The sequence below is a fragment of the Chryseobacterium sp. HNCC26DJ239 genome, assembly GCF_057180445.1.
Window position 1 is genome coordinate 505,057 of record NZ_JBXUGJ010000004.1, and the last position, 26,163, is coordinate 531,219.

Below are 26,163 nucleotides of genomic sequence, written 5' to 3' on the forward strand. Positions count from 1 at the left end.
TTTTAATGTTCTTCTAAAGTAATTTCCAGCTCTTGTTCTTCTTTTGCAATTTTGTTTGGGTTTGCCACTTTTGCAATGGTAAGTCCTTGAACAATAATGGAAAACACCACAACGCAATACGTAATACTCAAAATCGCATCGCTGTATTCGCCTTTCGGAATCGACATGGCTAAAGCGATAGAAACACCGCCACGAATCCCTCCCCAAACCAAAACTTTTACCGTTTGCGGACTGAACCTTGTTTTTAGTGACATAAATCTTGTCGGAAGCCAAATGCAGACAAATCTTGCAATGAGCACCACAACAATCGCCACAAGACCAGGAATCATAAAGTGTTTTAAATCTTTAATCATTAAAAGTTCGAAACCGATAAAAAGGAAAAGGACGGCGTTTAAAATTTCATCAATCAACTCCCAAAATTTAATTAAATAATCTTGTGTGATAGATTTCATTTTAAATTTCATGTTGAAATTCCCCATGAAAAGTCCGGCTGCAACCATCGTTAATGGCCCTGAAATATGCATTTGATGGGCAATAAGATAACCTCCCATTACCACAGAAAGCGTTACCAAAACAGAGATGATATAATCGTCTACTTCACGCATTAATCTCGAAGTAATCCATCCTAAAATAATCCCCAAAAGTAAACCGCCACCTGCTTCTTTTAGTAAAAGTAAACCAATGCTTTCAAGGTTCAAATCTACTTCTTCCCCAATTGCAATTTGTAAAACTACGGTGAAAACAACAACCGCCATCCCATCGTTGAACAAAGATTCTCCCGCAACTTTGGTTTCTAAAGCTTTGGAAACTTTGGCTTGTTTTAGAATACTTAAAACCGCAACAGGGTCGGTTGGAGAAATTAATGCTCCAAAAACCAAACAAAATATGAACGGAATTTGTACTCCAATTATCGGCATTAAATAGTACATGCCGATTCCCACCACGAAAGTAGAAATCACAACGCCGGCTGTAGAAAATATAACGATCGGGCGAAGTTGCTCTTTCAAATCATCAATATTTACATGAATTCCTCCTGCGAAAAGTAAAAAATTGAGCATTGCGCCCATCAAAACTTCGGTGAAGTCTATACTCGTCATCAATTGATGAAGTCTGTTGAATGTTTTCGGGAAAAGTGTTTCGCCAAAGAAAACCAAAACGATAGACACGGTAATGGCAATCACCATAATTCCTATGGTGCTTGGAAGTTTTAAGAAGCGATAATTGATATAAGCAAATATAGATGCAAGTACGATTAATACTGAAAACGAATAATATAATTCCATTAAAATTTTTTAAATATTTAAAAGCCCAAATACAGAACTTTTATATATAATTTGTCTTCACCTTTCTGCCAAATGTCGAACATTGCGTCTTTTGAAGCTTGCGAATGTCTTTCGTAATCTTGTCCGATATTTAAAATATTCAAAAGAATATATTCGTCTCCAACTGTGTTTACTACATACGCTGTTTTTTCTGATTTTCCGTCTCCAGAACTTTTTATAGCGTCTGTAAGTGTTCTTAACTGCGTCATGTGATGCGAAAAATTTGAAACATCTTTTTTAGCTTCATAACCGCGCAAAAGAATCAGCAGAATATCGAGATTTGTGGGGTCTTTGCTGTACAATTCTTTTCCCAAAGCAAGGCATTTATCCATGTCTTTGTCTCGGAAAGAGTCTGTGAGTTTTTTAAATTCCGAATCGGTTGTAGAAATGGTTTTCTGAAAGTTTCTACCGTAGTAAAGATGTTGTGCTTCAATACTATCCAGAGACTTTGGAAGACCTTGATATTTGAAAATCAGCTTGTCGTAGCTGTAATTAGACTTTTTGCTTTCAAGGTTTTTTTCAATGCTTTTAAGGTCGATTTTAGATTTTTGAGCCAAAATCAACCCAAAACCAAGCATTAGAAAAAGGATGAAATGTTTTTTCATCATAAATTTTTAGGTTATTTGTTTTCTTCTTCCTCGTCAAAATATTCAAAGAGAAAATCGTTGTAAGGGAATCTTGAGATATGAATTTTGTGTATTTCGTCATAAATCAATTTCTTCATTTCCGGGAAGTTTTCTTTCGTTAAAGCAGAGATAAAAACGGTAGGATATTTAGATTTAGACATCCATGTCTTTTTCCATTCTTCCAACGAAATATTTTTCTTGGTAGATGGAGTAAGGTCGTCTTCGTCTTTCTTTTCGTAGCTGAAATCATCAATTTTATTGAAAACCATTACCATCGGCTTTTGGTGTGAATTAATTTCCATTAAAATTTGGTTTACAGATTCGATGTGGTCTTCAAAGCTTTCGTGAGAAATATCAACTACGTGGATAAGTAAATCTGCCTCTCTTACTTCATCCAAAGTAGATTTGAAAGATTCTACCAACTGCGTCGGAAGTTTTCTGATAAAACCAACAGTATCTGTCAATAAAAACGGAAGGTTTCCGATAACCACTTTTCTCACCGTTGTATCTAGCGTTGCAAACAATTTGTTTTCGGCAAAAACTTCAGATTTTGAAAGGGCATTCATCAAAGTAGATTTTCCTACGTTGGTGTAGCCTACCAAAGCGGCACGCACGACTTTCCCGCGATTGTTTCTTTGGGTAGCCATTTGTTTGTCGATAATCTTCAGTTTGTCTTTCAGTAAAGTGATCCTGTCTCTAATAATCCTTCTATCGGTTTCAATTTCTGTTTCACCGGGACCACGCATCCCGATTCCCCCTTTTTGTCGCTCAAGGTGGGTCCACATTCTGGTAAGTCGCGGAAGTAGGTATTGATATTGCGCCAATTCTACCTGAGTTCTTGCGTAAGAAGTTTGTGCTCTTTGTGCGAAAATATCGAGAATTAGGTTGGTTCGGTCAAGAATTTTCACTTCTACTTCTCTTTCTAAATTTTTAAGCTGAGAAGGAGAAAGTTCATCATCAAAAATGATGGTTCCAATTTCGTTTTCTTTTACGTATTCTTTTATTTCCTGTACTTTCCCGCTTCCTACAAAGGTTTTAGAATCTGGCTGAGTAAGTTTTTGGGTAAAACGACGGTCTACTGTAGCTCCTGCAGTGTACGCAAGAAACTCCAGCTCGTCCATATATTCTTGTAGTTTGTCTTCGTCCTGATGTTGTGTAACAACGCCTACCAAAACTGCTTTTTCGTAATTATGTTGCTTTTTTTCTAACATTAAAATTGATCTATTTTATAAGATTTACAAGATAACATTTTTTCTTTTGAAATACAAAATTCACCTATGAGAAAGTGTATTGTTGAGCTAATTTTTTCTTAAGGATTAATTTTTCAGTCTGAAAAGTGAAAAATTGTGCTTAATCCCAATCTGCTGCAACAAATCTCATCACTTGTCCATTTTCGTCGGTAATAGTTAAAAAATGCCCGTTAATTGAGTAATTTTTGGTTCCTGGAAGTGTTTTTAAAAACTCTGTTTCGAGTTTCATATTTAGACAAGCCATCATAGTGCTTCCTGCATCTGAGAACATTATTTTGTCTTTACTTTTCAGTTCTGCACTGAAAAAAATGCTGTTGCAACCCATTTTTGCACCGCCTTTAAAAAGTTCTGGTTTGTCAGTTGGCTTCAAATCAATTTTAGCATTGGCTTTTACGAGTTCTTCTTTAGAAAAATTTTTGAAAGAAACGAGCATCCATTCTCTTTGCAGATTGGGGTTTGCGACAGGTTTTGTTGCGCAAGAAATTATAAATACCGTAAAAAGGGTAAGTAAACTAAGTAATTTTAACTTTTTCATACAGGAAACCTACCCAATTTTATACCACTTACCATCAGAATAAGGTAAAAATTAGTAAATTAGCCACACAAAAATTATTTAAAAAATGAAAAGAATATTTTTATTATTCACTTTCTTACTGAGCTTTGCTCAGATGAGGGCAGATGAAGGGATGTGGCTTCTGATGCTTGTCAAAAGACTTAACGGTGTAGATATGCAGAAAGAAGGTCTGCATCTTACTCCGGAAGAGATTTATTCTGTAAACAATTCAAGCTTAAAAGATGCTATCGTAAGTTTTGGAGGTTTTTGTACAGGAGAAATCGTTTCAGACAGAGGTCTTATTTTTACCAATCACCATTGCGGTTATGGTGCTGTAGCTGCAGCTTCTACGCCTGAAAAAGATTACCTGAAAAATGGTTTCTGGGCAATGAAAGACAAAGACGAGTTCAATGCGAAAGATCTTTACGTAAGATTTTTGGTAAGAATGGATGATGCTACACAAAGAATTAATTCAAAGCTTAACAACAATATGTCTGCTGCTGAAAGAAAAGCTGTGATTGATGCAGAGACAAAAGCTATTCAGAAAGAAAATTCAGAAAACGGAAAATATACGGTAGTTGTAAGAGATTTCTTCAACGGAAACGAGTTTTATTATTTCGTTTATCAAGATTATAAAGATATTAGATTAGTGGGTGCACCGCCTTCATCTTTAGGAAAATTTGGTGGTGATACAGACAACTGGGAGTGGCCAAGACATACTGCAGACTTCACTGTTTTCAGAGTGTATGCAGATGCAGCGGGAAATCCTGCAGAATATTCTCCAGCAAACGTTCCTTTGAAGCCTAAACATTTCTTGCCTGTTTCTTTGAAAGGAGTAAAACCAGGTGATTTTTCTATGATTTTAGGGTATCCAGGAAGAACCAACCGTTACCTTTCTTCATTCGGAATTCAGCAGATGGTAGATAAAGACTATCCAGCTTGGGTACAAGCTTCTAAATTGGCAATGGATGTAATGAAAAAGTATATGGATAAGGATAAGACCACTCAATTGGCTTATGCTTCTCAGTATGCTTCTGTTGCAAACTACTGGAAAAACAGACAAGGAACTATTGATGCCGTAAACAAAAACGGAACAATTGAAGATAAAAGAGCCCTGGAAAAATCTTTCTCTGAATGGGTTATGAAATCTGGAAGTTATGAGTATGATGATGTTTTAGAACAACTTAAAAACTATTACAAGCAAACTTCTGATAGAAATGTTGAGAGAAATTATGCTTCAATTTTAACAAGAAATACAAAATATTTCTCGATCGCTCTTCAATTATCTAGTGTTTTGAATACTTATGCAACACAAGATATGGCGGGAAGATTGGCGATGAAACCAAAATTGGAAGCAGCTATTAAAGAAACTTACGAAAACATCAATACCGAATTGGAAGGTGAAATGATGAATTCTATGGTAAATCTTTACCAAGGATATGTAAACCCAGATGTAGCTTCACCAACTTTAATGGGGCTAGATGCAAAAAATCTTTCAAACGTAGCGTACTCTTCAATCTTTGCAAATAAAACTTCGGTTACCAATTTTGTAATGAATCCAGACCGTGTGAAGCTAGATGCAGATCCTTTGTTGAAAATCGCAAGAGGAATTATGGCCGATCAAAAAGCTTCTTCTGACAGATGGATGAAAGTAGACGAAAATTTTGCTAAGAATAACAGAATGTTCCTTGCAGGGCTAATGAAAGCAATGCCTGAGAAAAAATTCTATCCAGATGCAAACTCTACTATGAGACTTACTTATGGGCAAATCGATACTTTGCCAATTAGACAAGATAGAAACTACTACGGTGTTACAGAAAACTACTATACTACAATGGAAGGTTTAGTAGGTAAATACAAACCAAACGACGAAGAGTTTGATCTTCCACAAAGAGTTCTTGCTCTTCAAGGGGCTAAAGATTACGGAATGTATGCTGATAAAGCAGGTTATTTGCCAGTAAACTTCCTTTCTAACAACGATATTACTGGTGGTAACTCTGGTTCTCCGGTAATCGATGGAGACGGAAATCTTATCGGGATCGCATTCGACGGAAACAGCGAAGCTTTAAGTGGAGATATCGTTTTCGAAAAAGAATGGCAAAAAACAATCAGTGTAGACGTTCGTTTTGTTCTTTGGACAATCGACAAATTCGCTGGAGCAAGAAGAATTGTAGACGAGTTGAAATTAATTAAAGACGAAAACACTCCTGCAGATACAGGAAAGTCTAAAGTGCCGACAAAAGCACCTGCAAAAAAGAAGAAGTAATTTTTCTAAATATATTTTAAGAACCGTAGAATTTTTATTCTGCGGTTTTTTTATTTTTGAGAATAAATAGGAGAAATTATGGAAAATCAAAATATTGAGTTTTTGGCTGTAATCCTGCAAAACGGAGAGATGAATGCTGCTTTTGTGGAATTTCCTTTTTCTGTTGAAAAACTTTTTAATAAAAAAGGTCAGGTGAAAATAAAGGCGATTTTCGATGGAAAAGTTGAGTATAGAGGAAGTTTAGCAAAAATGAAATCAGATTGTCATATTTTGGGATTAACACAGGAAGTCAGGAAGGAACTTGGAAAAAGCTTTGGAGACGAAGTTTTTGTTTCTTTAATAGAAGACAAAGAAGAAAGAACAGTTTCTGTTGCGGAAGATATTGCGCTTATCTTTAGCGGAAATCCAACTGCAAAAAATCTTTTTGATAAAATGAGTTATACCCACCAAAAAGAATATATTCGATGGATTGAAGAAGCCAAAAAACCTGAAACAAGAGAGCGCAGAAAAGTAAAAATGATAGAAATGATTCTTCAGGGTAAAAAAGGAATTTAATTTTTTACACATTCCAAAACTCTCTATCCAAACTTCTGTACTGTATCGCTTCAGAAACGTGGTGCGAAAGAATAGGTTCAGATTCTTCCAAATCGGCAATAGTTCTGGCTACTTTTAGAATTCTGTCGTAAGCTCTTGCTGAAAGATTTAGTTTTTCCATAGCAGTTTTGATGAGGTTAAAAGAAGCATCATCCAACTCACAGTATTTTTCTAATTCTCTAGAGCCAATTTGAGCGTTGTAACTGATTTTTAAATCTTTATATCGTTCGTTTTGTATCTCGCGTGCCTTCAAAACACGTTGGCGAATATCTTCGCTTTTTTCACCTTTTCGTTTTTCGGTAAGTTGCTCAAATTCTACTTTTTGAACTTCCACATGAATGTCAATTCGGTCTAAAAGCGGTCCCGAAAGTTTATTCATATATCGTTGCATTTCAAATTGAGATGAGGTATTATTTGGGTCATCCGGAAAATATCCACTCGGACTTGGGTTCATCGATGCCACCAACATAAAACTTGAAGGATAATTTACAGTAAATTTCGCCCTCGAAATCGTAACTTCCCTGTCTTCCAAAGGTTGTCTCATCACTTCCAAAACTGTTCTTTTAAATTCAGGCATTTCGTCTAAAAATAAGACACCGTTATGTGCCAAAGAAATTTCTCCCGGTTGCGGATAACTTCCACCACCAACAAGCGCTACATCCGAAATCGTGTGATGCGGACTTCTAAAAGGACGCACAGTCATTAACGAAGTTTCTGCGCCCATTTTTCCGGCAACAGAATGAATTTTTGTGGTTTCTAAAGCTTCTTTTAATGTTAAAGGAGGCAAAATACTCGGAACTCTTTTTGCCAACATAGTTTTTCCACTTCCGGGAGGGCCAATTAAAATAATGTTGTGACCGCCCGCTGCAGCAACTTCCATCGCTCGTTTTGCGGTTTCCTGTCCTTTCACTTCAGAAAAATCGAAAGGGAAAAGGTTTATTTTTTCTTGAAATTCTTTTCGGGTGTCTAAAACGGTTTTCTCTAAAGGTTTTCCTTCGTTAAAAAAGTCTATCACTTCTTTAATGTTTTCAACACCATAAACGTCAAGATTGTTTACAATAGCTGCTTCTCTCGTATTCTGTTTAGGCAAAATTATACCTTTGAAACCTTCTTCCCGCGCTTGAATAGCAATTGGCAAAACACCTTTTATCGGCTGAAGACTTCCATCAAGTGAAAGTTCTCCCATAATGATGTATTCGTTGATGTTTTCTGCAATAATTTGGTCAGAAGCCACAAGAATCCCCATTGCGATACTCAAGTCGTATGCAGCTCCTTCTTTGCGCAAATCTGCGGGAGCCATATTGATGGTAATTTTTTTTCCGGGGATTTTGTAGCCAACATTTTTAAGTGCCGCAGAAATTCTGTAACTGCTTTCTTTAATTGCGTTATCGGGTAAGCCAACCAAATGATAGCCAACTCCGCCTGTGTCTATATTTACTTCTATGGTGATGGTTTGGGCAGAAACTCCGAAGATGGCACTTCCGTAAATTTTTATCAACATTATTCTGTGTTTTAAGTAAAGTTAAAAATTTTTTCAATTGATGTTGAGGTATTTTCACGGAATTTTTGTGTTTAATTTTTAATATTTTTGTTTAAAAAATTCAACAATGAGTGTAAAACCTGAAATTTCTTGGGCAGATTTTGAAAAATTAGATATTAGATGTGGAACGATTATTTCGGTTGCCGATTTTGAGAATGCTAGAAATCCTTCTTATAAATTGGAAATCGATTTTGGAGATTTAGGAATCAAAAAATCATCTGCACAAATTACCGCATTGTATGAAAAAACTGATTTAGTGGGCAAACAAATTTTAGCGGTTGTAAATTTTCCAAAGAAACAGATTGCTAATTTTTTTAGTGAATGTTTGGTTTTAGGAGTGTATGGTGAGAATACAAAAGAAGTGACGCTGCTTACAACATCACTTCCTTCTAAAAATGGTTTGGCAGTCGGCTAAAATCGTTTATTGACTAAGTGTTTTTATACCTAGATCAGTAATTTGTCCGAAAGTTACAGGGATATTATTGGCGTTTTCATCCATATATCCTGTTGTGTTGCCTGCGTCGTAAGAAATGGTATAATTTCCTTGGTTTAAGCCAGAAAACATAAAGAATCCGTCCGGATTTGGAATTGCCGTCGCAATTGTATCCGAAGCAACGATTGCGTGAATGACTGCATTAGCGCTTTGTGGTTTCACGTAACCTTTAATTTGTCCGTTGGTAAGCTCAGAGAAAGCTTTGATAACAGGTTTTAGAATATAAGAGCCATTTCCTGTCTTTACGATAGATCTTCCTGCATCAAAATCAATCCAAACGGTATAAGCTCCATTTCCTGCAAGGTTTTGATTCCAATTAAATTTTAAACCACTTTGTTGTGCTGAAGGAGTTTGAAGAGGATAACTAACTCCATTTATCAATATAGAATTGTTGGGACCTAAAACCATTCTCATCTGAGAAACGTTTCCTGCGGGAAGAATTGCTTGTCCTAAAACAACATCTGCACCGTTTTTGAAGTCTAAAAGATTGTAAATCCCGGGATTTGGGAAATTAAGCTCGGTCCATTGTCCGTTGCTGTTGATTTCTATTCTTTGAATGTCGATATTTACAGCATCATAATCTGCAGGACCATCGGTAAGTCTTACATTTAAGGTGGCTGAAGAACCGTTGTCGTCTGCATTTTCGCTACAAGATGCTAAACTAAGTACAAAAATACCACTGCATAAAATTAATAGCTTTTTCATAAAATAGGATTTTGTTTGGTTTGATGTCTTGTTATTTCACATATTATGCCATACCTTTCATTTGAAAAAAAATAACGATGATACAGAATATACCTTTAGAAAAAATTTTATTTCTCGATATAGAAACCGTCCCTCAATACGGCGATTGGCAAGAGTTGTCGCCTGCAGAACAAGCGTTGTGGGATAAGAAAACAAAACATCAAAGAAAAGACGAAATTTCTGCCGAAGATTTCTATGAAAGAGCAGGAATTATGGCTGAATTTGGTAAAATAATCTGCATTACCATCGGAATGTTGGAGAAAAATGATACTTTAAAAATCAAAAGTTTTTCTGGTGACGATGAGAAAGAGCTTCTCTTAGAATTTGGCGAAATTTTTAACAGTATGCGACTTCGTGATGTGATTCTCTGTGCTCACAACGGGAAAGAATTCGATTTCCCTTGGATTGCAAGACGTTTTTTGATTAACGGAATGCAGCCACCATCGCCATTTCAAATGTTTGGGAAGAAGCCTTGGGAAATTCCGCATATCGATACAATGGAGCTTTGGAAGTTTGGCGATTACAAAAGTTTTGTCTCTTTGGAACTTCTAGCTCATGTTTTCGGAATTCCAACTCCGAAGGATGATATTGATGGCTCAATGGTTTCATCAATTTACTACATAGAAAAAGACTTGCAGAGAATTGTAGACTATTGTGAAAAAGATGTCTTAACTTTGGCGAATATTTTCCGACGTATGCGTCAGGAAGATTTGTTGAAAAGGTACTCAAATTAAGATTAATCATTAAAAATGAAATTTACAGACGATCAGATTGCAGATATTGGCGAAGAAATAATAGGAGTTTTAAAAACGGTTTACGACCCGGAAATTCCGGTAGATATTTATGAATTGGGATTGGTTTATGATGTTCAAATCTCTGAAGATGCCGATGTAAAGATTATTATGACGCTTACGACACCCAATTGTCCTGTTGCAGAAACGCTTCCTCAAGAAGTAAAAGATAAAGTTGCAGAGGTTGAAAACGTAAAAAGTGTAGATTTAGAATTAACCTTCGAGCCAAGTTGGCATAAAGATATGATGAGCGAAGAGGCTAAATTTGAACTGGGAATGTTGTAAAACCATTCATTTAGCAAATAAAATAAAGGAAAAGCTGTCACGAGAATGATAGCTTTTTTTGTGTTTAAAAAAACTATTGACTTTCAAAATACATCAATTCTTCATCATCCTTAGGAAGTGTCACAAACTTCATAAACTCAAGACCGAGTTTTTGAATGAGTTTTTGAGACGAAATATTATCTTTTGTGGTAATTGCGGAAATCTTTTTTAAACCAAAGTTTTGCATCACCTCGTCTTTTATTTTTTTTGAAGCTTCAAACATCAATCCTTTTCCTTCAAATGCTTCTAAAACAGAAAAACCAATATCGGCAACATCTAAACCTTCTCTTTCGAAAATTCCTACTGCGCCAATTTTCACATTACCTTCTTTTAAAATGACAGCATAATTTCCGTATCCTAATTTTTCAATTTGAGGAAAAAATCTGTTTTCAATATAGTTTTTTGCGGCTTCAAGATTGGTAATATTTCGGTTTCCGATAAATTTAATGAAACTCGGCATATTGTAAAGATCAAAAATGAGTTGTGCATCATCTAAAGAAATGAGACGAATGATAAGGCGTTCTGTTTCAAACGGGTTATTTTCGCTTTTTTGCAGGCTGTTTTTTAGGGTCATCTTTGGGTTCTTCCTTTTTTTCGAGTTTTAAAAGTCTCGGATTGTTCGTACATTTTTTATTATAAAGCTCAATGTAAGATCCATTTTCTTTTGCTTCTTCAATTTTTCCCGTAGCTTTTGAAAGTCTTAATGTAAAATGTTTCTTTTGATAAGGGCATTCTTTCGAAGTTAATTTCCCTAGATCCAAATAATAGTTTTTGTTATCCTCATAATAATTGGCTGCATAATCTGCAAATTCATGCTCGATAACATAGCCTTCCAAAACGGCAGAAAGTGCAGCTTCTTCCGCATTATCAATCTTTCCGATAAAGGGTTGTAGTGCAGGGAGTTCGGTGATGTAATTAGTTTTTCCACCTTTAGAATATACAATATAAAAGAAAGAATCTTCATTTGGTGCTATATTGAAGCCCGAAAATTGGGGAAGGTAATCTTTCTTGCTGCCCGAAAATTTTACTTCTTGATCTTTACCATAGCTATTATAAACCAAAGCCCAAAAATCATATCGATCGTTTGGAATAATTCTCGACAAAATATTTTGATCGCTAGAAAACTTCTTCTTTTCTTGCGCAAAAAAGAAGGTAGAAAAAAACATTATGATGAAAGCTGCCGTATTTTTTAAAATATTCATAAACAGAATTGCAGCATAAATAATGCCGACTTTTTACATAAATTTATCTCCTTTTTTAAGGTTTTTTAGATCCAGAACATAATCTTTAATCAATTGATCGTGTTCTCTGGGGCAGATCAACAAAACCTTTTCTGTATCTACAACGATAAAATCGTGTAAACCGTCTATCACCACCGCTTTATTTGTGTTTTTTAGATGGATAATGTTTCCGGCTGCATTATACGTTAAAGAGTGTTTATGAGGGTTTGCGTTGTTGTTGTCGTCTTTTTCGCTGTTTTCGAAAACAGAAGTCCAGGTTCCAAGGTCGCTCCAGCCCAAATCTGCAGGAATTACGTACACGTTTTTAGCTTTTTCTAAAATTCCGTTATCAATAGATATTTTCTGAATTTTAGGATAAATAATTTCTACACAGCTACTTTCGCTTTCTGCATTGTATTCGCAAGAGGTAAATTGCTGAGTCATTTCCGGTAGAAACTCGTCGAAAGCTTTTTTAATAGATTGTACATTCCATATAAAAATACCTGCGTTCCAAAGAAAATCACCACTTTCTAGAAATGTTTTAGCCAGTTCTAAAATTGGTTTTTCGGTAAAAGTTTTTACTTTATGATAATCTGCTCCTTTTTTGTCTACAAACTGAATGTATCCATATCCTGTATCGGGTCTTGTTGGGGTAATTCCTAATGTAACAAGGTAATCTTGTTCAGAAGCTAGTTTTAGAGCGATTTTTGCTTTTTCTAAGAAAATATCTTCTTTTAAAATTAAATGGTCTGCAGGAAGCACAATCATTGTAGCTTCTGGGTTGAGTTCTGCAATTTTGTTCGCCATGTAAAGATTACATGCCGCTGTATTTTTCATTAATGGTTCGCCAACAATATTTTCTTCAGGTACTTCGGGAAGTTGTTGGTGCGACAGAGAAACATATTCTTTGTGTGTAATCACAAAGATGTTTTCTTTAGGAATTATTTTGCTGATTCGGTCATAGGTTTGTTGAATCATGGTGCGCCCAGTTCCCAAAATATCCTGAAATTGTTTAGGGAATTTCTGCGTGCTTAGAGGCCAGAAACGACTTCCGATACCTCCTGCCATAATTACACAATATTGATTTGATGCTGACATTTTTTAACTACAATTTTGTACCCTCGCCAAAGGTCTGAAAGAGTACTTTCTTCCTGTTTCGAGGTTCTTACAAAGATAGTTTTTTTTAATCAGACCTTCTAAAACATAACGTTGATTTCGGTAAATAAACTGCTCTCCTTTATTGATGTTTTCTATGTAAATACCACTATCATCTTCACTTTCAAAGCGAAAGTATTTTACCAATTCGGGGCTTGCCATAAAATTAGCTTTTGGAGATCTAGAAAATTTTACAATAATGGGTTTCAAGTCTTCACTATATACGTCGATGCTTTCCAAAAGCATTTGCCTGAAAGTATGTTTCCACTCGTTTCCGTGAGGAGAAATTCTTCTTCCGTATTTTTCAAAAGCGATGAGATGGGCGAGTTCGTGCGTTAATACAAAAAAGAAAAGTTCAGGCTGAAGTGTAGAATTAATGGTGATTTCGTGCGAAGAATCACGCATTTTTCTGTAGTCTCCGAGCTTTGAACTTCTCTCTCGTGTAATTTTTATATGAATGCTATGTTTTGAAAACCAATTTTTTAAATGTGGTCTGCAGTTTTCCGGTAAATATTTTTCCAGCGTTTGAATAGACATTTTACAAACTTAGCGGAATTCCCGCATAAAAATTCAATAATTTTAAACTGAATAAATAATTATATTTCGCCTGTGCAACAGAACCTTGCGCGTTAGCATAGTTGTTTCTCGCAATATTTACATCAAAAATTGTAGAGCGACCTGCAGTGTAACTTTTCTCGGCAAAATCCAAAGAAAGTTTGCTGTTTTTCTCTGCTTCTGTAGCAGCCATGTAAATTTCGTAATTAGCATCTGCATCAAACTGTGCCTGTTGCACATTTTGTCTTACGGCAAACTTTTGCTGTTCGTAATTGTTTTTCGCGATACTTTCGTTAATTTTTGCCTGTTCTACCTGAATTTTGGTAATACCTTTGTTGAAAATCGGTACATTAAGAGATAAACTCGCTTGTTGGCCGAAATTATCTTTATACTGACCGAAAAGGTTTCTTTCATAAATTGGATTCATTAAACTATCATAACCAACAGTATCGGTGTTCATAAGGTTGTTGTAGAAAGTTCCTATCCCGATACTCGCTGTTAAAGTTGGGTAAAATGCAGTTCGGCTGATTAAAGTTTGTGCTTCTGCAGACTTAATTCTGCTTTCCGCTGCTTTTATTTGCGGCTGATAATCGTAGGCTTTTGTTAAAACTTCATCTACAGAAATAAGTTGCGGCGTAAGAGATTCTGAAATTTCTACATCTTCCACATCAAAATCTTTGTATTCTTTAAGCTGTAAAAGTTGCGCTAAAGCAAAAAGGCTTCTGCTTACGTTTACTTCCGCTGTTTTTAGATTTTGTCTTTCTCTCGCCAAAGCAGCTGCTGCTTCCGCCAAAACAGTTTGCGCTGTAGTTCCTACATCTGTTGTGATTTTTGAACGGTCATATTGCTTTTGCGCATTCGTAACAGCACTTTGATTAATTTTTACAATCTCTTTATTCAAAAGTGTGTTCAAATATTGCTGCGCAATCTGAAGAGAAATATCATTTTTGATGGTTTCAATGTCGTATTGGCTCGCTTCAACATCAAATTCTGACTTTCGAATGGTCTTTTCAAGCCTTCCGTTATTGTACACTAACATGTCTGCACCAAGGTTTACCGAGTTGTTAAAACGGTCATTTCGGATACTTGTTGTTCCTAAAGAAGCCTGTCCAAAACTCACGTTATTGCTCATATTTCCGCTTACAGAAGGAAGATAGTTTTTCTGGGCAATTTTTAGGTTGGCTTGTTGGTTTTGCTTATTATATTCATTCTGAATGACCTGCAAATTATTCTTCACGGCATAATCTACACATTCTCTCAGCGACCATTTTTCTTGAGCGTTAAGGCTCAAAACAGAAAGTCCTGCGAAAAGAACGAGAAATTTTTTCATATCAGCTTTTTTCATCATTAGACGAAGAGAAGGCAAAAAAGTTACAGATGAACAAAAATTATATTTCATTTTAGAAAAACTTTCAAGAATTTTGTATCATGACAAATCAGCAATATCAGGAAGCGGTAGAGTGGCTTTTTGTACAAATGCCAAACTATCAAATCGACGGGCAGAAAGCCTATAAACCAGGGTTGGAAAATATTATTAAGCTTTGCGCATTCTTTGGGAATCCACAAGAAAAGCTAAAATGCATTCATATTGGCGGAACGAACGGAAAAGGCTCATCTAGTAATATGTTGGCTTCGGTGCTTCAAGAAGCGGGTTACAAAGTAGGGTTGTACAATTCTCCGCATTTAATAGATTTTACCGAAAGGATTAAAGTAAACGGAAAAAATTGTGATAGAGATTTTGTCTATAATTTTATTTTGAAGCTAAAAAATCTTCCGGAAGATATTAAGCCTTCTTTTTTTGAATTTACGACCATCATGGCTTTTGAATATTTTTATCAGCAAAAAGTGGAGGTGGCGATTATTGAAGTAGGTTTAGGGGGGAGATTAGATTCAACCAACATTATTAAACCATTGGTTTCTGCCATTACGAATGTGCAGCTAGACCATCAAAATATTTTAGGTGATACGATTGAAGAAATAGCTGCCGAAAAAGCAGGAATCATTAAAAGCGGAATTACCATCGTCTCCGGAGATGAAAATGAAGTTGTAAAAAACATTATTAAAACTAAAGCTGAAAAAGAATCTGCATCTTTTATAGATGCAACAACGGTGCAAACAGAGTTGAAGTCTGACTTAGCTGGAAATTATCAAAGAAAAAATATTCGTGTCGTTTTAGCTTTAATTGAAGAGCTTAAAAATCAAAACTATCATATTTCACAAGAAAATATAGAAACAGGTCTTTTAAACGTGCATCGAAATACAGGCTTCATTGGTCGTTGGTTTGAGTTTTCTAAAGAACCATTAACGATCTGCGATACGGGGCACAACCAAGCCGGGCTAGAGTATGTATTTTCACAATTGAATTCAATCGATATGCAGAAGCATGTGGTTTTGGGGTTTGTGAATGATAAAAAAATTGATGAAGTAATGAATTTGCTTCCTATAAATTCTAAGTTTTATTTTGCAAAACCAGCCATTCATAGGGGAAGACATCCTAAAGAGTATGAAAATTTACTTCAGGAGGCGAAAATTTTTTATAAAATTTTTGATTCTGTACAAGATGCGTATCTTGCTGCAAAACAGAATTGTACAAATTCTGAAATGATTTTTATTGGCGGAAGTAACTTTGTTGTAGGAGAATTTTTAGAAAAAAATTTGGAGATTTGTAAATAAGTCGTATATTTGCACCACTCTAAACAAGGGAACAGTATAGAGGGTTCTTAGCTCAGTTGGTTCAGAGCATCTGGTTTACACCCAGAGGGTCGGGGGTTCGAATCCCTCAGGACCCACAGAAAAGGAAACGAAACCTTTCAAAAAAATTCGGGTTCTTAGCTCAGTTGGTTCAGAGCATCTGGTTTACACCCAGAGGGTCGGGGGTTCGAATCCCTCAGGACCCACAAAAAATCTCTCAGATTTCTGAGAGATTTTTTTATTTTAAAAATGTTTTAATATAGAAATTCAAAATTGAAAAATTGCATATAAAAAGGAGACTTATTTTGTCTCCTTTTTTTTCTTTTTAGGCATTTTAGATTTTATAAACTTTTTTCTGCTTTTTACAGTATCTAAACTGTATTCCGAATAACAATATCTTTCTGCTTGGGTTAAAAACGCTACTGCATTTTTAAGACTTCCTCTTTTTTCTGAAAGTATAGATCTGTAAAACAGTAAAGTTGCTTTATCAATCCCTTTCATTCTTAGCGAATACTCTATTAATTTTTCAGCTTCCTGAAAATCTTCGTTATCCAAAAGGCATTTAATATAGTATTTGGGCGTGTTAAGATTCGTCATGTCGCATTGCATGGCTTCTTCAAAATACAGTTTTGCTTTTTCATAATCATTCAACATTTCACTGTACATTCTTCCCATCAAACACAATGCATCGGCGTCTTCTGGGTCGTAGGAAAGCGCATAGTTTAACGCTTCTAAGCAATCTGGCAAACTATAAGGGTAGTTGTCTAATGCTTCAAAATAATATTTACTTTTAGTTAAGGTCATTTTTGTAGTTTTTTAATTCATTTTTGAGAAAACTTCTTTGTTTTTTGAAAGATTTCTCCTCATAATTCTTTTTAAAATTTGTTCCAGAAAATGTTCTTACAGGATTTCCTCGTTGAACATTAAGATGATTATTCCAAGTTTCTTGCATTTGTTTTTGAAGTTGAATAATATTTTGCTCCAAAACTTTCTCTTTCAACCTTTCGATGGCCAACTTTTTATTTTCCAACTGCGAACGAGAATCTTGTGCAAATACCGCAACTCCTGTCGGAATATGCGTCGCGCGAACCGCTGTATTTACTTTATTCACATTCTGACCGCCGCTTCCCTGACTTCTTGTGGTTTGAAACTGAATATCTTTTTCCTTAAAATTGATTTTCTCTAAACCTTCCAATTCGAACACCCCAATAAACCAGTTGCTTCTTTTATGAAGCTTTCTAAATGTACTTTTTCCAATCCAGCAAATGCTTCCCAACCAATTTCTAAGAAAACTCTCTGCATTTTTTGATTTTAAAAGTATTGTAACCGATTTTAAAGTAAGGTTTTCATCACCATTTTCACGGTGAATAATTTCGTAATCGATTGTATTATGTTTTGCTTCCTCTAGGAAGACTTTCAGAACTTTGGCAACAACCCATTGACATTCTAAAGGCCCTCTTCCTGAGGTTATTTGTATTAATTTGTCCATTGTTTTTGAATTTGTTTTGTTGTCATTGACTTCGTCCAATCTTCGATTTCTGAACGAAGTGAAGAATCTCTGATTTCAATTGAGATTCCTCCTTCGTCGGAATGACAAACTGTAAAATTTACTTATCCATCCTCACAATTCGAGGTTGAAAAGTTCCCAAAATATCCACCAAATCACTTTGGGCGTTCATCACTTCGTTGATGTCTTTATACGCCATCGGTGCTTCTTCAGAATTTCCACCAAATAAAGTCACATTTTTTAGTTTTAACTCTTTTTTGATGTCATTTTGTGTGAAAAGACTTCTACATTCTCCTCTAGAATAGGCTCTTCCCGCTCCATGAGAAGCAGAATTTAGCGATTCTGGATTTCCTTTTCCACGAACGATAAAACCTTTGGCCGTCATCGAACCAGGAATCATTCCCAATTCGTTTTCATTGGCGGGCGTTGCTCCTTTTCTGTGAACAATCACTTCTTTTCCGTTGTGAATTTCTTTCCAAGCAAAATTGTGATGGTTTTCAATCTTCGCTTTTACCCTTCCGCCAACTGCTTTCACCAATCTTCTGTGAATATCGTCATGACAAGCCGAAGCGTAATCTCCAGCAAGATTCATGGCTGTCCAATATTCTAAACCGAGATGCGTATTCAAGTCCAGCCAAGCAAAATTTTGCGCTTCTTTCGGTAGCGGACATTGCTCTGTTGCTACTCGAGAATAATACTGTGCGATCTCTGCACCCAATCCTCGAGAGCCACTGTGCGAAAGAATTCCAAGATATTTACCTTTTGGTAGCCCAATTTGCTCATCTTCTTCAGTAATTTCTACTTCTCCGAATTCTACAAAGTGGTTTCCACCGCCTGAACTTCCCATTTGTTTAATGGCTTTTCCTTTTAATCTTCTCAAAATTGGAATCATCTGAAAGGTATCTCTCTCGAAAATTTCATGGTCGTTGTGAGATTTATGCGTTTCGTACATCCCAAATTTGGTATGTTCTACAAGAGCTTTTTCGTATTTATCTCTTGCTCCTTCAAGATATGAAATAGGTGTATCTAAAATACTGAGCGACATTCTACAGCCAATATCCATCCCAACTCCATACGGAATAACGGCATTTTCTACCGCCAAAACTCCTCCAATTGGAAGTCCGTAACCGCTGTGTGCATCGGGCATTAAAGCGCCTTGCGTAGAAATTGGAAGTTTCAGAGCGGTGTACAGTTGGTTTTTTGCTTCCTCAGAAATCTGACTTCCGAAAATCTGAAATGACGCTCGGTTGGTATTGAGCATTCTTTTTTCTGTTTTCTTGGATGAAAGCAAGGCTTCTGCAATTTGTCCGAAGGTTAAATCTTTTTCGAATTCTTCTGGATTTTGCAGAATTTCCTTTAAAAGAGATTTTACATGATGTATATTTTTGGTTGCAAAATTTCTTTTCATGACCTCCAAAGCAATATTTACACTTTGATTGTTTGGATAGCCTATTTTTAATATATCTTTTCCTTTAAGTTTTAAATTTCCCATTGTTTTAATATAATTGATGAATGATGAGAGATGATTTCCCACATCAATAACTTCTCAACTAAATTTATTAGTTGATGATTTTTTAACGCTAACGGGCTTTCAAAACCCGTTAGGTTTATTACAGGAGTATATTTTAGCCCTGATGGAAACGACATCCTTTTTGCGATGGCTTGAAAAAAGCGTGGCAAAAAAGATATCGCGCTTCGACTACGCTCAGCATAAATTACCAGCGGGAAAAAGCTCCTAATAAAAATGATTTCGGTGAAACTGTTTTGAGTTTGAAATATTGCGCAATAAAAAACCCGAAATCTCTACGACTTCGGGTTTTGATATTTCATTGTACTGTTATTCTAAGAATGTACCAAACCACGAAGCCCTGCCTTTGCAAAAGGCAAACCTACTGTTGAATGTAAATTAAATTTGAACATTGCTTCGTTGTTTTTTTATTGGTTATACTTGATTTTCAGTTGCAAAGATATTATTTTTTTGAAACCGAACAACTTTTTTTGAAAAAAAACACAAAAAAACCTGAATACGAATAGATATTCAGGCTGTGTATTTTACAATTTTTTTAGTCTTTGGAGCCTAAATCGTCCATCGGATCATCCATTCCTTTAATAATGTTGGAATGGTACACTCGGTCTGATCCCAGAAAATATAGATTGTGTCGAGCTTTTGCGATAATTCCGTTTTTTACATCTTCGGGAATTGTGATGGCATCTTTTTGAATGGGGCCACCTTCTCTTTGTCTCACAATATCTATCGCACCTTTGTCATTGAGCAATGATTTTGCTTTTTGGGCATTATCAAAAGAGTTGGTGTAGAGCACAACGGTTGTATTTCCTCTGCTTTTTTGCGTGTATGCATCGAGCATTTCTGTATCGTTTGCAAAAAGATGCGACCAAAAGTGTTTTGTTTTGTCTTCTTCTTCAAACTCTTCCGAAGATTTTTCCGAAATCACAGATTTTGAAACGATAATATCGCCTTCTGAAAATCCGTTATTGGTAAGTTCTGTTTTTATTTCCTCGGTATCTACAGCCGGCGGAAACACTGAAATTACTGTATAAGCCATAATAATTTTGTTTTTGGTTACCGCTGAGAATGCAAATGGTGTGCAAATCAGAAAAGACAATTAGTATTTATTCTAAAAACCTCTCCAAAATCTCTACCGCACATTTCGGAAGATTGGTTCCTGGTCCGAAGATAAAATCTGCTCCGTTTGCATATAAAAACTCGTAATCTTGTTGTGGAATTACACCTCCAACTACAATCGTAATATCGTCTGCTCCGAGTTTCTTCAATTCTTCAACCACTTGCGGAACCAAAGTTTTATGACCAGCCGCTAAACTTGACACACCCAAAATGTGAATATCATTTTCTACCGCCTGTTTTGCCACTTCTTCCGGAGTTTGAAATAAAGGCGCAACATCCACATCAAATCCCATGTCGGCAAATGCCGTTGCCACAACTTTTGCACCACGGTCATGACCGTCTTGTCCCATTTTTGCAACCATTAATCTTGGACGACGACCTTCTTCCTGCTCAAATTTTTGAGTAAGTTCAAGTGCTTTTCCGAAATATTCATTTTTACTGGCATTCATAGCGTAAACTCCTTGTATTGTTCTGATGTTGGCTTTGTAACGACCGAAAGATTCTTCCATCGCATCGCTCATTTCGCCTAAAGTAACTCTTCTTCTAGCCGCTTCGATGCACAATTCTAGAAGATTTCCGTTTCCTGTCTTAGCACAATTTCTAATTTCATTTAAAATTTGGTTAACCGCCTCAGTATTTCTAGTTGCTTTTATTGAGTCTAATCTTTCAATTTGCTTTCTACGAACCTCCGTATTGTCAATGTCAAGAATTTCTATTTCTTCTTGTTTTAAAGCAGATTTAAATGAGTTTACACCGATAATAAATTCTTCACTGCTATCAATTTTCGCCTGCTTTCTTGCGGCAGCTTCTTCGATTCTCATTTTTGGAATTCCCGCTTCGATGGCTTTCGTCATTCCGCCTTCTTTTTCAACTTCATCGATGTACTTCATCGCCTCTTCAATCATTTGTTGCGTAAGAGATTCTACCAGATTACTTCCGCCCATTGGGTCAACAACATCACAAATTCCAGATTCTTGTTGAAGAATAATCTGCGTGTTTCTCGCAATTTTCGCCGAATAATCTGTTGGAAGAGCAATCGCCTCATCCAAAGCATTGGTGTGAAGAGACTGAGTTCCGCCTAAAGCTGAAGAAAGCGCTTCAATAGCCGTTCTTGTGATATTATTAAATGGCTCTTGCTCCGTTAAAGACCAACCCGAAGTTTGCGAGTGAGTTCTTAGAGCCAAAGATTTTGGATTTTGAGGGTCAAATTGCTTCAACAAAGTTGCCCAAATATATCTTGCCGCGCGCATTTTTGCGATTTCCATGAAATGATTCATTCCGATTGCCCAGAAAAATGATAACCTTGGTGCAAAATCGTCGACATTCATCCCTGCTTTAATCCCTGTTCTTACGTATTCTAAACCATCTGCAAGTGTATAAGCCATTTCCAGCACCGGAGTTGCACCCGCTTCCTGCATGTGATACCCAGAAATTGAAATTGAATTAAATTTCGGAATATTTTTAGACGTATATTCGAAAATATCAGCAATAATTTTCATGGAAGGCGTTGGTGGATAAATGTAAGTGTTACGCACCATGAATTCTTTCAAAATATCATTCTGAATAGTTCCTGATAATTTTTCCTGAGAAACACCTTGCTCTTCTGCGGCAACAATATAAAAAGAAAGAATCGGCAAAACCGCGCCATTCATCGTCATGGAAACCGAAATTTCATCCAAAGGAATTTCGTTGAACAAAATCTTCATATCCTCAACAGAATCGATGGCTACACCAGCTTTTCCAACGTCTCCCACAACTCTTGCGTGGTCGGAGTCGTAACCTCTGTGCGTTGCCAAATCGAACGCCACAGAAAGACCTTTTTGTCCGGCTGCGAGATTTCTTCTGTAAAATGCATTTGATTCTTCGGCAGTAGAAAAACCTGCGTACTGACGAATTGTCCAAGGTTTTTGAACGTACATCGTAGAATAAGGACCACGAAGGTAAGGCGCAATCCCCGGAGAAGCATCTGCAATGCTTTTGTCTTTAATATCTTGCGCCGTATATTTTGATTTTAATTCAAGACCATCTTTTTCAAATTGATAGATTTCCTGCTGATTTTCAGTGATATCAAATTGAGGAGTTTTGTTCTTTATTTCCCTTCTCATTCTTTCATATTTAAGATTTTAAAAGTAAGAAATTTTGGCGAATGATTTTGAAAATTTAAACTTTTGAAAATCTGAATGTTTTGCTTGAGCCGTGAACAAGACGAAAGCTTTTTTTACACATGAATCACATCAGTTTTTAGTTAAAATGGTTGCATGTATTTTAGAGCATATTATTTTTGAAAATCTTTGATTTTCGGTGTTGACGTTCTTAAATGTTTTTAAACATAAAAACTGCTGCAATTTGCTCGTTAAAGAAAAAGCGAAATTGTATTGATACAACTTCGCTTTTTTTATTATTTTAATCTAAATCTTTAAAACTTATTTATTACCCAATTTTCTAATCCCCATTTCATACAGTGCAAAAGAAATCAAATCTGCATTTTCACTGATGACTTGGTCTGTTGCTCTTCCTGCACCATGACCTGCATTTTTTTCGATTCTTACTAAAATAGGGTTTGCACATTTTTGCTTTTCCTGCAATTCTGCACCAAATTTGAATGAATGCGCCGGAACCACTCTATCGTCATGGTCACTCGTAATAATCATGGTTGAAGGATAGCAAGGTCCTGATTTTACATTATGAACCGGAGAATAAGATTTCAAATAATTGAACATTTCTTTGTTGTCTTCCGCCGTTCCGTAATCGTAAGACCAACCTGCTCCAGCTGTGAATTTATTGTATCGCAGCATATCCAAAACACCAACTCCTGGGAAAGCCACTCTCGCCAAATCGGGACGCATCGTCATAGTTGCTCCAACCAACAAACCTCCATTCGACCTTCCTGAAAGCGCCATGTATTCTCTGGAAGTGTAGCCTTTTTTTTGTAAATATTCTCCTGCAGCAATAAAGTCTTCAAAAACGTTTTTCTTTTGCATTTTTGTTCCTGCATCGTGCCATTTTTTACCGTATTCACCACCACCACGAATGTTTGGGACAGCGTAAATGCCGCCATTTTCCATCCAAATTGCATTTACCACAGAGAAAGAGGGTTGCAAACTGATGTTGAAACCTCCATAAGAGTACAAAATTGTTGGATTTTTACCATTTAGTTTTATCCCTTTTTTATAATTAATCATCATCGGAATCTTCGTTCCGTCTTTAGAGGTGTAAAAGACCTGCTCAGAAATATAATCTTCGGGATTAAAATTTACTTTAGGTTTCTGATAGACTTCTGAAAGCCCAGTTTCTGTGTTAAATTTATATGTAGTTCCCGGCGTAATGTAGTTGCTGAAAGTGTAGTACAAGTCTTTTTCTTCTTTTTTACCGCCAAAACCACCAATGTTGCCTTTTCCTGGAAGTGAAATTTCTCTGATCAGTTTTCCGGTTTTATCAAATTGTTTTACCTGGTCAATCGCATCAATCATATAAGTTGCGAAGAAATAACCGCCCCCTTCAGAAATTCCGAGAACATTTTCGGTTTCTGGGATTACGTTTTTCCAAGTTTCAGGAGATGGATTTTGAATAGATGTTTTCACCAAGCGCATATTTGGCGCATCTTTATCGGTAAAAATAAAAAGGCTATCTCCTTCCGTATCTACAATACTTGCATTGATATCGAAACCTTTATTGATCTGAACAAAATCGCCCCCTTTCTTTAAATCTTTCACATACAATTCGTTTCCGTTGGTTGCGTTGGCTGCAGAAATAATTAAAAATCTTTGGTCTTCAGAAACATATGCTCCTAAATATCTTCTAGGTGTTTTTTCGCCTCCGAAAATCAATTTATCTTCAGATTGTTTGGTTCCTAATTTATGAAAATAGACTTTGTGCTTATCGGTCATTCCTGAAAGTACGGTTCCTTCTTTGGGTTTATCGTAGCTTGAATAATAAAAACCTTCATCTCCTTGCCAAGAAATTCCACTGAATTTTACATCAACCAAAGTTTCATCAATCTGTTTTTTTGTAATGGCATCAATAATGATGATTTTGTTCCAGTCGCTTCCGCCTTCAGAAATAGAGTAGGCTGCTAAATTTCCTTTTTTATTAAATGACAACTGAGCAAGTGACGTTGTTCCTTTATCTGAAAATTTATTTGGGTCTAAAAAAACTTCCGGCTCTTTCGTTTTACTATTGGTTCTGTACAAAACCGATTGTGCTTGCAAACCATTATTTTTATAATAATAGGTATAATCTCCTTCTTTGAAAGGCGCACCAATCTTTTCGTAATTCCAAATATCCGTCAATTGTTTGATGATTTCTTTTCTGAAAGGAATTTTAGATAAGTAATTTTGACTGAACGCCACTTCTTCGTCTACCCATTTTCTGGTAGGTTCAGAGTCGTTTTCTAAATCTCGATACGGATCCGCAACAGCAGTTCCGAAATAAGTGTCGGTTTGTTTTCCTTTTAAGGCTTTAGGATAATTCATTTTCTGTGCATAAAAATTTGCTGAAAACAAAACTCCAGCAGTTAATAAGAAAGGTTTAACATTCATTGTAAAGGATTTTACCAAAAATACAGAAAGTTGTTATAATAAAAAAGGCTTTGTTGAAGATGAAAACTCTTGGAAGAAGTATTTTTAAGAATGGTGTCCTTATTTATACATATAGTATATATTCTAGTAAAAAAACAAATGTTCAAAATTTGAGAATGTGCTGTTTTTCGCCTGTTTTAAGTGTTTCGGAGTCTTTTTTAAGATATTTGTTAAAAATCCTTAATGAAAAAAACCGCAACACGTCCATTTAATGGGCGTATACGGTTTTAAAAGCTTTAACATAATGCTTAATTGTGTTAAAGTGTGTTAAAAACAGGGTCTTTTACTTACAAAATTCAAAACCCTTTTAAAGTGAATCGATACTTTTGTAATGCTTTAAGATAAAAAACTCGTTTAACACGGTAATAATTTATATATGAAGAAAAAAGTTTTGTTGTATTTAGTGATGCTGATTTCTACAGTAAGTTTACAGTCTTGTGTTACTAATTATGTAGTTTCAAAACCAGATACTTATAATAAAGATATCAAAACAGATGCCAAGTTTGCAGCTCTTGAAAGCAAAAGAATGGAAGCAGATAAAAAACAGCTTATCAATTCTTTTATTTCTGAGAATACAGTAGCATTGGCAAATGCAAAAAATAAAATAAAAAATTCTGAAATTGCTAAAGCGATTAATTATAACAGAGTTATAGATAATATTTTGGCAGAAGCAGAAACTTATCTTGGAACTCCTTACAGATATGGAGGAACATCAAGAAACGGAATCGACTGTTCAGCTTTTGTTCTTTCAGTTTTTGGTGCTGCCGCAAGTTTGTCTTTGCCTAGAGTAGCAGCTTCACAAGCTCAAGAAGGAGAAGCCGTAGAAAAAACAGATCTGCAGAAAGGAGATTTAGTTTTCTTTTCTCACGGAAGAAGAATTTCTCACGTAGGTATTGTAGAAAGTATTACAGAAGAGGGTGAGGTGAAGTTTATTCATGCTGCAACTTCTAAAGGAGTAATGGTTTCTTCGCTTAATGATTCTTATTGGGGGCCAAAGTTCAGATTTGCAAAAAGGGTGATCGATGAAAACGGACAAGGTTACAATGTTGCCGCAAAATTAGATACACAGGCTTCAACACAAAATTTTTAAAAATAAATAATTGATATTTAAAAAGAGATTGATTTTCAATCTCTTTTTTTTGTCTAATTTTAAATTATTACTCATGTCCTTATTATATTGATGCAATCACTTATTATAGAGTAAAGCTGTTTTTTTAGATTATCAACTGTAATAAAGCGTGATAATTCATAATTTCATCCTCAAAAGTAAAAGCAGACGACAGCGGAGTAGGCGGCCTCAACTTAAAATCC

Annotated in this window: 24 protein-coding genes and 2 tRNA genes; 9 read left to right on the top strand and 17 right to left on the bottom strand. The window is 35.7% G+C overall.

The annotated features are described in order from the left end of the window. Nucleotides 1–2: 2 nt before the first annotated feature. The 4 genes from AC2A1D_RS11510 to AC2A1D_RS11525 all read right to left on the bottom strand — a co-directional run bounded on the left by AC2A1D_RS11510 (nucleotide 3) and on the right by AC2A1D_RS11525 (nucleotide 3,733). Nucleotides 3–1,283: a cation:proton antiporter gene (locus AC2A1D_RS11510; protein WP_484043785.1), complete on the bottom strand. Its 1,281-nt coding sequence runs from the start codon at nucleotides 1,281–1,283 to the stop codon at nucleotides 3–5. Between the two features lie 17 nt (nucleotides 1,284–1,300). Beyond that, nucleotides 1,301–1,930: a DUF4919 domain-containing protein gene (locus tag AC2A1D_RS11515; RefSeq protein WP_484043786.1), complete on the bottom strand. Its 630-nt coding sequence runs from the start codon at nucleotides 1,928–1,930 to the stop codon at nucleotides 1,301–1,303. 11 nt (nucleotides 1,931–1,941) lie between these two features. Next, nucleotides 1,942–3,159, bottom strand: coding sequence for a GTPase HflX (hflX, locus tag AC2A1D_RS11520; RefSeq protein WP_484043787.1), 1,218 nt, complete (start codon nucleotides 3,157–3,159; stop codon nucleotides 1,942–1,944). A gap of 139 nt (nucleotides 3,160–3,298) precedes the next feature. Continuing rightward, nucleotides 3,299–3,733: an META domain-containing protein gene (locus AC2A1D_RS11525; protein WP_484043788.1), complete on the bottom strand. Its 435-nt coding sequence runs from the start codon at nucleotides 3,731–3,733 to the stop codon at nucleotides 3,299–3,301. Nucleotides 3,734–3,818: 85 nt separating this feature from the next. Between AC2A1D_RS11525 and AC2A1D_RS11530 the strand changes: the two genes are divergently transcribed. Further along, the gene (locus AC2A1D_RS11530) at nucleotides 3,819–6,017 is read left to right on the top strand and encodes a S46 family peptidase (protein ID WP_484043789.1); all 2,199 of its coding nucleotides are present in this window, start codon (nucleotides 3,819–3,821) and stop codon (nucleotides 6,015–6,017) included. Between the two features lie 78 nt (nucleotides 6,018–6,095). Further along, nucleotides 6,096–6,572, top strand: a complete 477-nt coding sequence (locus AC2A1D_RS11535; RefSeq protein WP_484043790.1) for a YdeI/OmpD-associated family protein — start codon at nucleotides 6,096–6,098, stop codon at nucleotides 6,570–6,572. Nucleotides 6,573–6,576: 4 nt separating this feature from the next. Here the strand turns inward: AC2A1D_RS11535 and AC2A1D_RS11540 are convergent, their stop codons facing one another. Further along, nucleotides 6,577–8,112 carry a YifB family Mg chelatase-like AAA ATPase gene (locus AC2A1D_RS11540; RefSeq protein WP_484043791.1) on the bottom strand — a complete coding sequence of 512 codons (1,536 nt, stop codon included), beginning with the start codon at nucleotides 8,110–8,112 and terminating at the stop codon, nucleotides 6,577–6,579. Between the two features lie 106 nt (nucleotides 8,113–8,218). Between AC2A1D_RS11540 and AC2A1D_RS11545 the strand changes: the two genes are divergently transcribed. Beyond that, nucleotides 8,219–8,566: a tRNA-binding protein gene (locus AC2A1D_RS11545; protein ID WP_484043792.1), complete on the top strand. Its 348-nt coding sequence runs from the start codon at nucleotides 8,219–8,221 to the stop codon at nucleotides 8,564–8,566. A 6-nt stretch (nucleotides 8,567–8,572) separates the two neighbouring features. Here AC2A1D_RS11545 and AC2A1D_RS11550 read toward each other — a convergent pair whose 3' ends face one another. Next, the gene (locus AC2A1D_RS11550) at nucleotides 8,573–9,349 is read right to left on the bottom strand and encodes a DUF4382 domain-containing protein (RefSeq protein WP_484043793.1); all 777 of its coding nucleotides are present in this window, start codon (nucleotides 9,347–9,349) and stop codon (nucleotides 8,573–8,575) included. Nucleotides 9,350–9,426: 77 nt separating this feature from the next. On the opposite strand from AC2A1D_RS11550, the gene AC2A1D_RS11555 reads away from it, so the two are divergent. Together AC2A1D_RS11555 and AC2A1D_RS11560 are read left to right on the top strand one after the other, a co-directional pair. Continuing rightward, nucleotides 9,427–10,122, top strand: a complete 696-nt coding sequence (locus AC2A1D_RS11555) for a 3'-5' exonuclease (protein WP_484043794.1) — start codon at nucleotides 9,427–9,429, stop codon at nucleotides 10,120–10,122. A 15-nt stretch (nucleotides 10,123–10,137) separates the two neighbouring features. Beyond that, on the top strand, nucleotides 10,138–10,464 hold the full coding sequence (locus AC2A1D_RS11560) for an iron-sulfur cluster assembly protein (protein WP_484043795.1): 327 nt from the start codon (nucleotides 10,138–10,140) through the stop codon (nucleotides 10,462–10,464). A gap of 73 nt (nucleotides 10,465–10,537) precedes the next feature. Here the strand turns inward: AC2A1D_RS11560 and AC2A1D_RS11565 are convergent, their stop codons facing one another. From AC2A1D_RS11565 to AC2A1D_RS11585, 5 genes are read right to left on the bottom strand one after another with little or no spacing between them, the layout of a single operon-like run. Then, nucleotides 10,538–11,077, bottom strand: a complete 540-nt coding sequence (locus AC2A1D_RS11565; protein ID WP_484043796.1) for a GNAT family N-acetyltransferase — start codon at nucleotides 11,075–11,077, stop codon at nucleotides 10,538–10,540. Beyond that, a complete protein-coding gene (locus tag AC2A1D_RS11570; protein WP_484043797.1) occupies nucleotides 11,040–11,705 on the bottom strand; it encodes a hypothetical protein in 666 nt (221 codons plus the stop codon). The genes AC2A1D_RS11565 and AC2A1D_RS11570 overlap by 38 nt, the downstream gene beginning before the upstream one ends. A 33-nt stretch (nucleotides 11,706–11,738) precedes the next feature. After that, nucleotides 11,739–12,821, bottom strand: a complete 1,083-nt coding sequence (locus AC2A1D_RS11575) for a mannose-1-phosphate guanylyltransferase (protein WP_484043798.1) — start codon at nucleotides 12,819–12,821, stop codon at nucleotides 11,739–11,741. 3 nt (nucleotides 12,822–12,824) lie between these two features. Next, nucleotides 12,825–13,415 carry a SprT-like domain-containing protein gene (locus AC2A1D_RS11580; RefSeq protein ID WP_484043799.1) on the bottom strand — a complete coding sequence of 197 codons (591 nt, stop codon included), beginning with the start codon at nucleotides 13,413–13,415 and terminating at the stop codon, nucleotides 12,825–12,827. 1 nt (nucleotide 13,416) lies between these two features. Then, nucleotides 13,417–14,763, bottom strand: a complete 1,347-nt coding sequence (locus AC2A1D_RS11585) for a TolC family protein (RefSeq protein ID WP_484043800.1) — start codon at nucleotides 14,761–14,763, stop codon at nucleotides 13,417–13,419. A 98-nt stretch (nucleotides 14,764–14,861) separates the two neighbouring features. Between AC2A1D_RS11585 and AC2A1D_RS11590 the strand changes: the two genes are divergently transcribed. From AC2A1D_RS11590 to AC2A1D_RS11600, 3 genes are all read left to right on the top strand, one after another. Next, the gene (locus tag AC2A1D_RS11590) at nucleotides 14,862–16,106 is read left to right on the top strand and encodes a bifunctional folylpolyglutamate synthase/dihydrofolate synthase (protein WP_484043801.1); all 1,245 of its coding nucleotides are present in this window, start codon (nucleotides 14,862–14,864) and stop codon (nucleotides 16,104–16,106) included. 41 nt (nucleotides 16,107–16,147) lie between these two features. Next, nucleotides 16,148–16,222, top strand: a tRNA-Val gene (locus AC2A1D_RS11595). A 33-nt stretch (nucleotides 16,223–16,255) separates the two neighbouring features. Beyond that, nucleotides 16,256–16,330 (top strand) — tRNA-Val (locus AC2A1D_RS11600). 94 nt (nucleotides 16,331–16,424) lie between these two features. Here the strand turns inward: AC2A1D_RS11600 and AC2A1D_RS11605 are convergent. The 6 genes from AC2A1D_RS11605 to AC2A1D_RS11630 all read right to left on the bottom strand — a co-directional run bounded on the left by AC2A1D_RS11605 (nucleotide 16,425) and on the right by AC2A1D_RS11630 (nucleotide 24,747). Continuing rightward, the gene (locus AC2A1D_RS11605; RefSeq protein WP_484043802.1) at nucleotides 16,425–16,928 is read right to left on the bottom strand and encodes a tetratricopeptide repeat protein; all 504 of its coding nucleotides are present in this window, start codon (nucleotides 16,926–16,928) and stop codon (nucleotides 16,425–16,427) included. Then, nucleotides 16,915–17,613, bottom strand: coding sequence for a peptide chain release factor H (gene prfH / locus AC2A1D_RS11610; RefSeq protein WP_484043803.1), 699 nt, complete (start codon nucleotides 17,611–17,613; stop codon nucleotides 16,915–16,917). The genes AC2A1D_RS11605 and prfH overlap by 14 nt, the downstream gene beginning before the upstream one ends. 118 nt (nucleotides 17,614–17,731) lie before the next feature. After that, nucleotides 17,732–19,123, bottom strand: coding sequence for an RtcB family protein (locus tag AC2A1D_RS11615; RefSeq protein WP_484043804.1), 1,392 nt, complete (start codon nucleotides 19,121–19,123; stop codon nucleotides 17,732–17,734). Between the two features lie 571 nt (nucleotides 19,124–19,694). Further along, the gene (locus tag AC2A1D_RS11620) at nucleotides 19,695–20,195 is read right to left on the bottom strand and encodes a hypothetical protein (RefSeq protein ID WP_484043805.1); all 501 of its coding nucleotides are present in this window, start codon (nucleotides 20,193–20,195) and stop codon (nucleotides 19,695–19,697) included. A 67-nt stretch (nucleotides 20,196–20,262) separates the two neighbouring features. Then, nucleotides 20,263–22,380, bottom strand: coding sequence for a methylmalonyl-CoA mutase (scpA, locus tag AC2A1D_RS11625; protein ID WP_484043806.1), 2,118 nt, complete (start codon nucleotides 22,378–22,380; stop codon nucleotides 20,263–20,265). Between the two features lie 318 nt (nucleotides 22,381–22,698). Then, nucleotides 22,699–24,747 (bottom strand): prolyl oligopeptidase family serine peptidase, encoded by a 2,049-nt coding sequence (locus AC2A1D_RS11630; RefSeq protein ID WP_484043813.1) that lies wholly within the window; start codon nucleotides 24,745–24,747, stop codon nucleotides 22,699–22,701. Between the two features lie 481 nt (nucleotides 24,748–25,228). Here AC2A1D_RS11630 and AC2A1D_RS11635 point away from each other — a divergent pair, with 481 nt between their 5' ends. After that, nucleotides 25,229–25,942 (top strand): C40 family peptidase, encoded by a 714-nt coding sequence (locus AC2A1D_RS11635; protein WP_484043807.1) that lies wholly within the window; start codon nucleotides 25,229–25,231, stop codon nucleotides 25,940–25,942. Nucleotides 25,943–26,163: the final 221 nt, after the last annotated feature.

Coding starts and splice junctions, on each gene's coding strand:
- AC2A1D_RS11510 (WP_484043785.1), bottom strand. CDS start 1,283: ATGGAATTATATTATTCGTTTTCAGTATTAATCGTACTTGCATCTATA.
- AC2A1D_RS11515 (WP_484043786.1), bottom strand. CDS start 1,930: ATGATGAAAAAACATTTCATCCTTTTTCTAATGCTTGGTTTTGGGTTG.
- hflX (WP_484043787.1), bottom strand. CDS start 3,159: ATGTTAGAAAAAAAGCAACATAATTACGAAAAAGCAGTTTTGGTAGGC.
- AC2A1D_RS11525 (WP_484043788.1), bottom strand. CDS start 3,733: ATGAAAAAGTTAAAATTACTTAGTTTACTTACCCTTTTTACGGTATTT.
- AC2A1D_RS11530 (WP_484043789.1), top strand. CDS start 3,819: ATGAAAAGAATATTTTTATTATTCACTTTCTTACTGAGCTTTGCTCAG.
- AC2A1D_RS11535 (WP_484043790.1), top strand. CDS start 6,096: ATGGAAAATCAAAATATTGAGTTTTTGGCTGTAATCCTGCAAAACGGA.
- AC2A1D_RS11540 (WP_484043791.1), bottom strand. CDS start 8,112: ATGTTGATAAAAATTTACGGAAGTGCCATCTTCGGAGTTTCTGCCCAA.
- AC2A1D_RS11545 (WP_484043792.1), top strand. CDS start 8,219: ATGAGTGTAAAACCTGAAATTTCTTGGGCAGATTTTGAAAAATTAGAT.
- AC2A1D_RS11550 (WP_484043793.1), bottom strand. CDS start 9,349: ATGAAAAAGCTATTAATTTTATGCAGTGGTATTTTTGTACTTAGTTTA.
- AC2A1D_RS11555 (WP_484043794.1), top strand. CDS start 9,427: ATGATACAGAATATACCTTTAGAAAAAATTTTATTTCTCGATATAGAA.
- AC2A1D_RS11560 (WP_484043795.1), top strand. CDS start 10,138: ATGAAATTTACAGACGATCAGATTGCAGATATTGGCGAAGAAATAATA.
- AC2A1D_RS11565 (WP_484043796.1), bottom strand. CDS start 11,077: ATGACCCTAAAAAACAGCCTGCAAAAAAGCGAAAATAACCCGTTTGAA.
- AC2A1D_RS11570 (WP_484043797.1), bottom strand. CDS start 11,705: ATGAATATTTTAAAAAATACGGCAGCTTTCATCATAATGTTTTTTTCT.
- AC2A1D_RS11575 (WP_484043798.1), bottom strand. CDS start 12,821: ATGTCAGCATCAAATCAATATTGTGTAATTATGGCAGGAGGTATCGGA.
- AC2A1D_RS11580 (WP_484043799.1), bottom strand. CDS start 13,415: ATGTCTATTCAAACGCTGGAAAAATATTTACCGGAAAACTGCAGACCA.
- AC2A1D_RS11585 (WP_484043800.1), bottom strand. CDS start 14,763: ATGAAAAAATTTCTCGTTCTTTTCGCAGGACTTTCTGTTTTGAGCCTT.
- AC2A1D_RS11590 (WP_484043801.1), top strand. CDS start 14,862: ATGACAAATCAGCAATATCAGGAAGCGGTAGAGTGGCTTTTTGTACAA.
- AC2A1D_RS11605 (WP_484043802.1), bottom strand. CDS start 16,928: ATGACCTTAACTAAAAGTAAATATTATTTTGAAGCATTAGACAACTAC.
- prfH (WP_484043803.1), bottom strand. CDS start 17,613: ATGGACAAATTAATACAAATAACCTCAGGAAGAGGGCCTTTAGAATGT.
- AC2A1D_RS11615 (WP_484043804.1), bottom strand. CDS start 19,123: ATGGGAAATTTAAAACTTAAAGGAAAAGATATATTAAAAATAGGCTAT.
- AC2A1D_RS11620 (WP_484043805.1), bottom strand. CDS start 20,195: ATGGCTTATACAGTAATTTCAGTGTTTCCGCCGGCTGTAGATACCGAG.
- scpA (WP_484043806.1), bottom strand. CDS start 22,380: ATGAGAAGGGAAATAAAGAACAAAACTCCTCAATTTGATATCACTGAA.
- AC2A1D_RS11630 (WP_484043813.1), bottom strand. CDS start 24,747: ATGAATTATCCTAAAGCCTTAAAAGGAAAACAAACCGACACTTATTTC.
- AC2A1D_RS11635 (WP_484043807.1), top strand. CDS start 25,229: ATGAAGAAAAAAGTTTTGTTGTATTTAGTGATGCTGATTTCTACAGTA.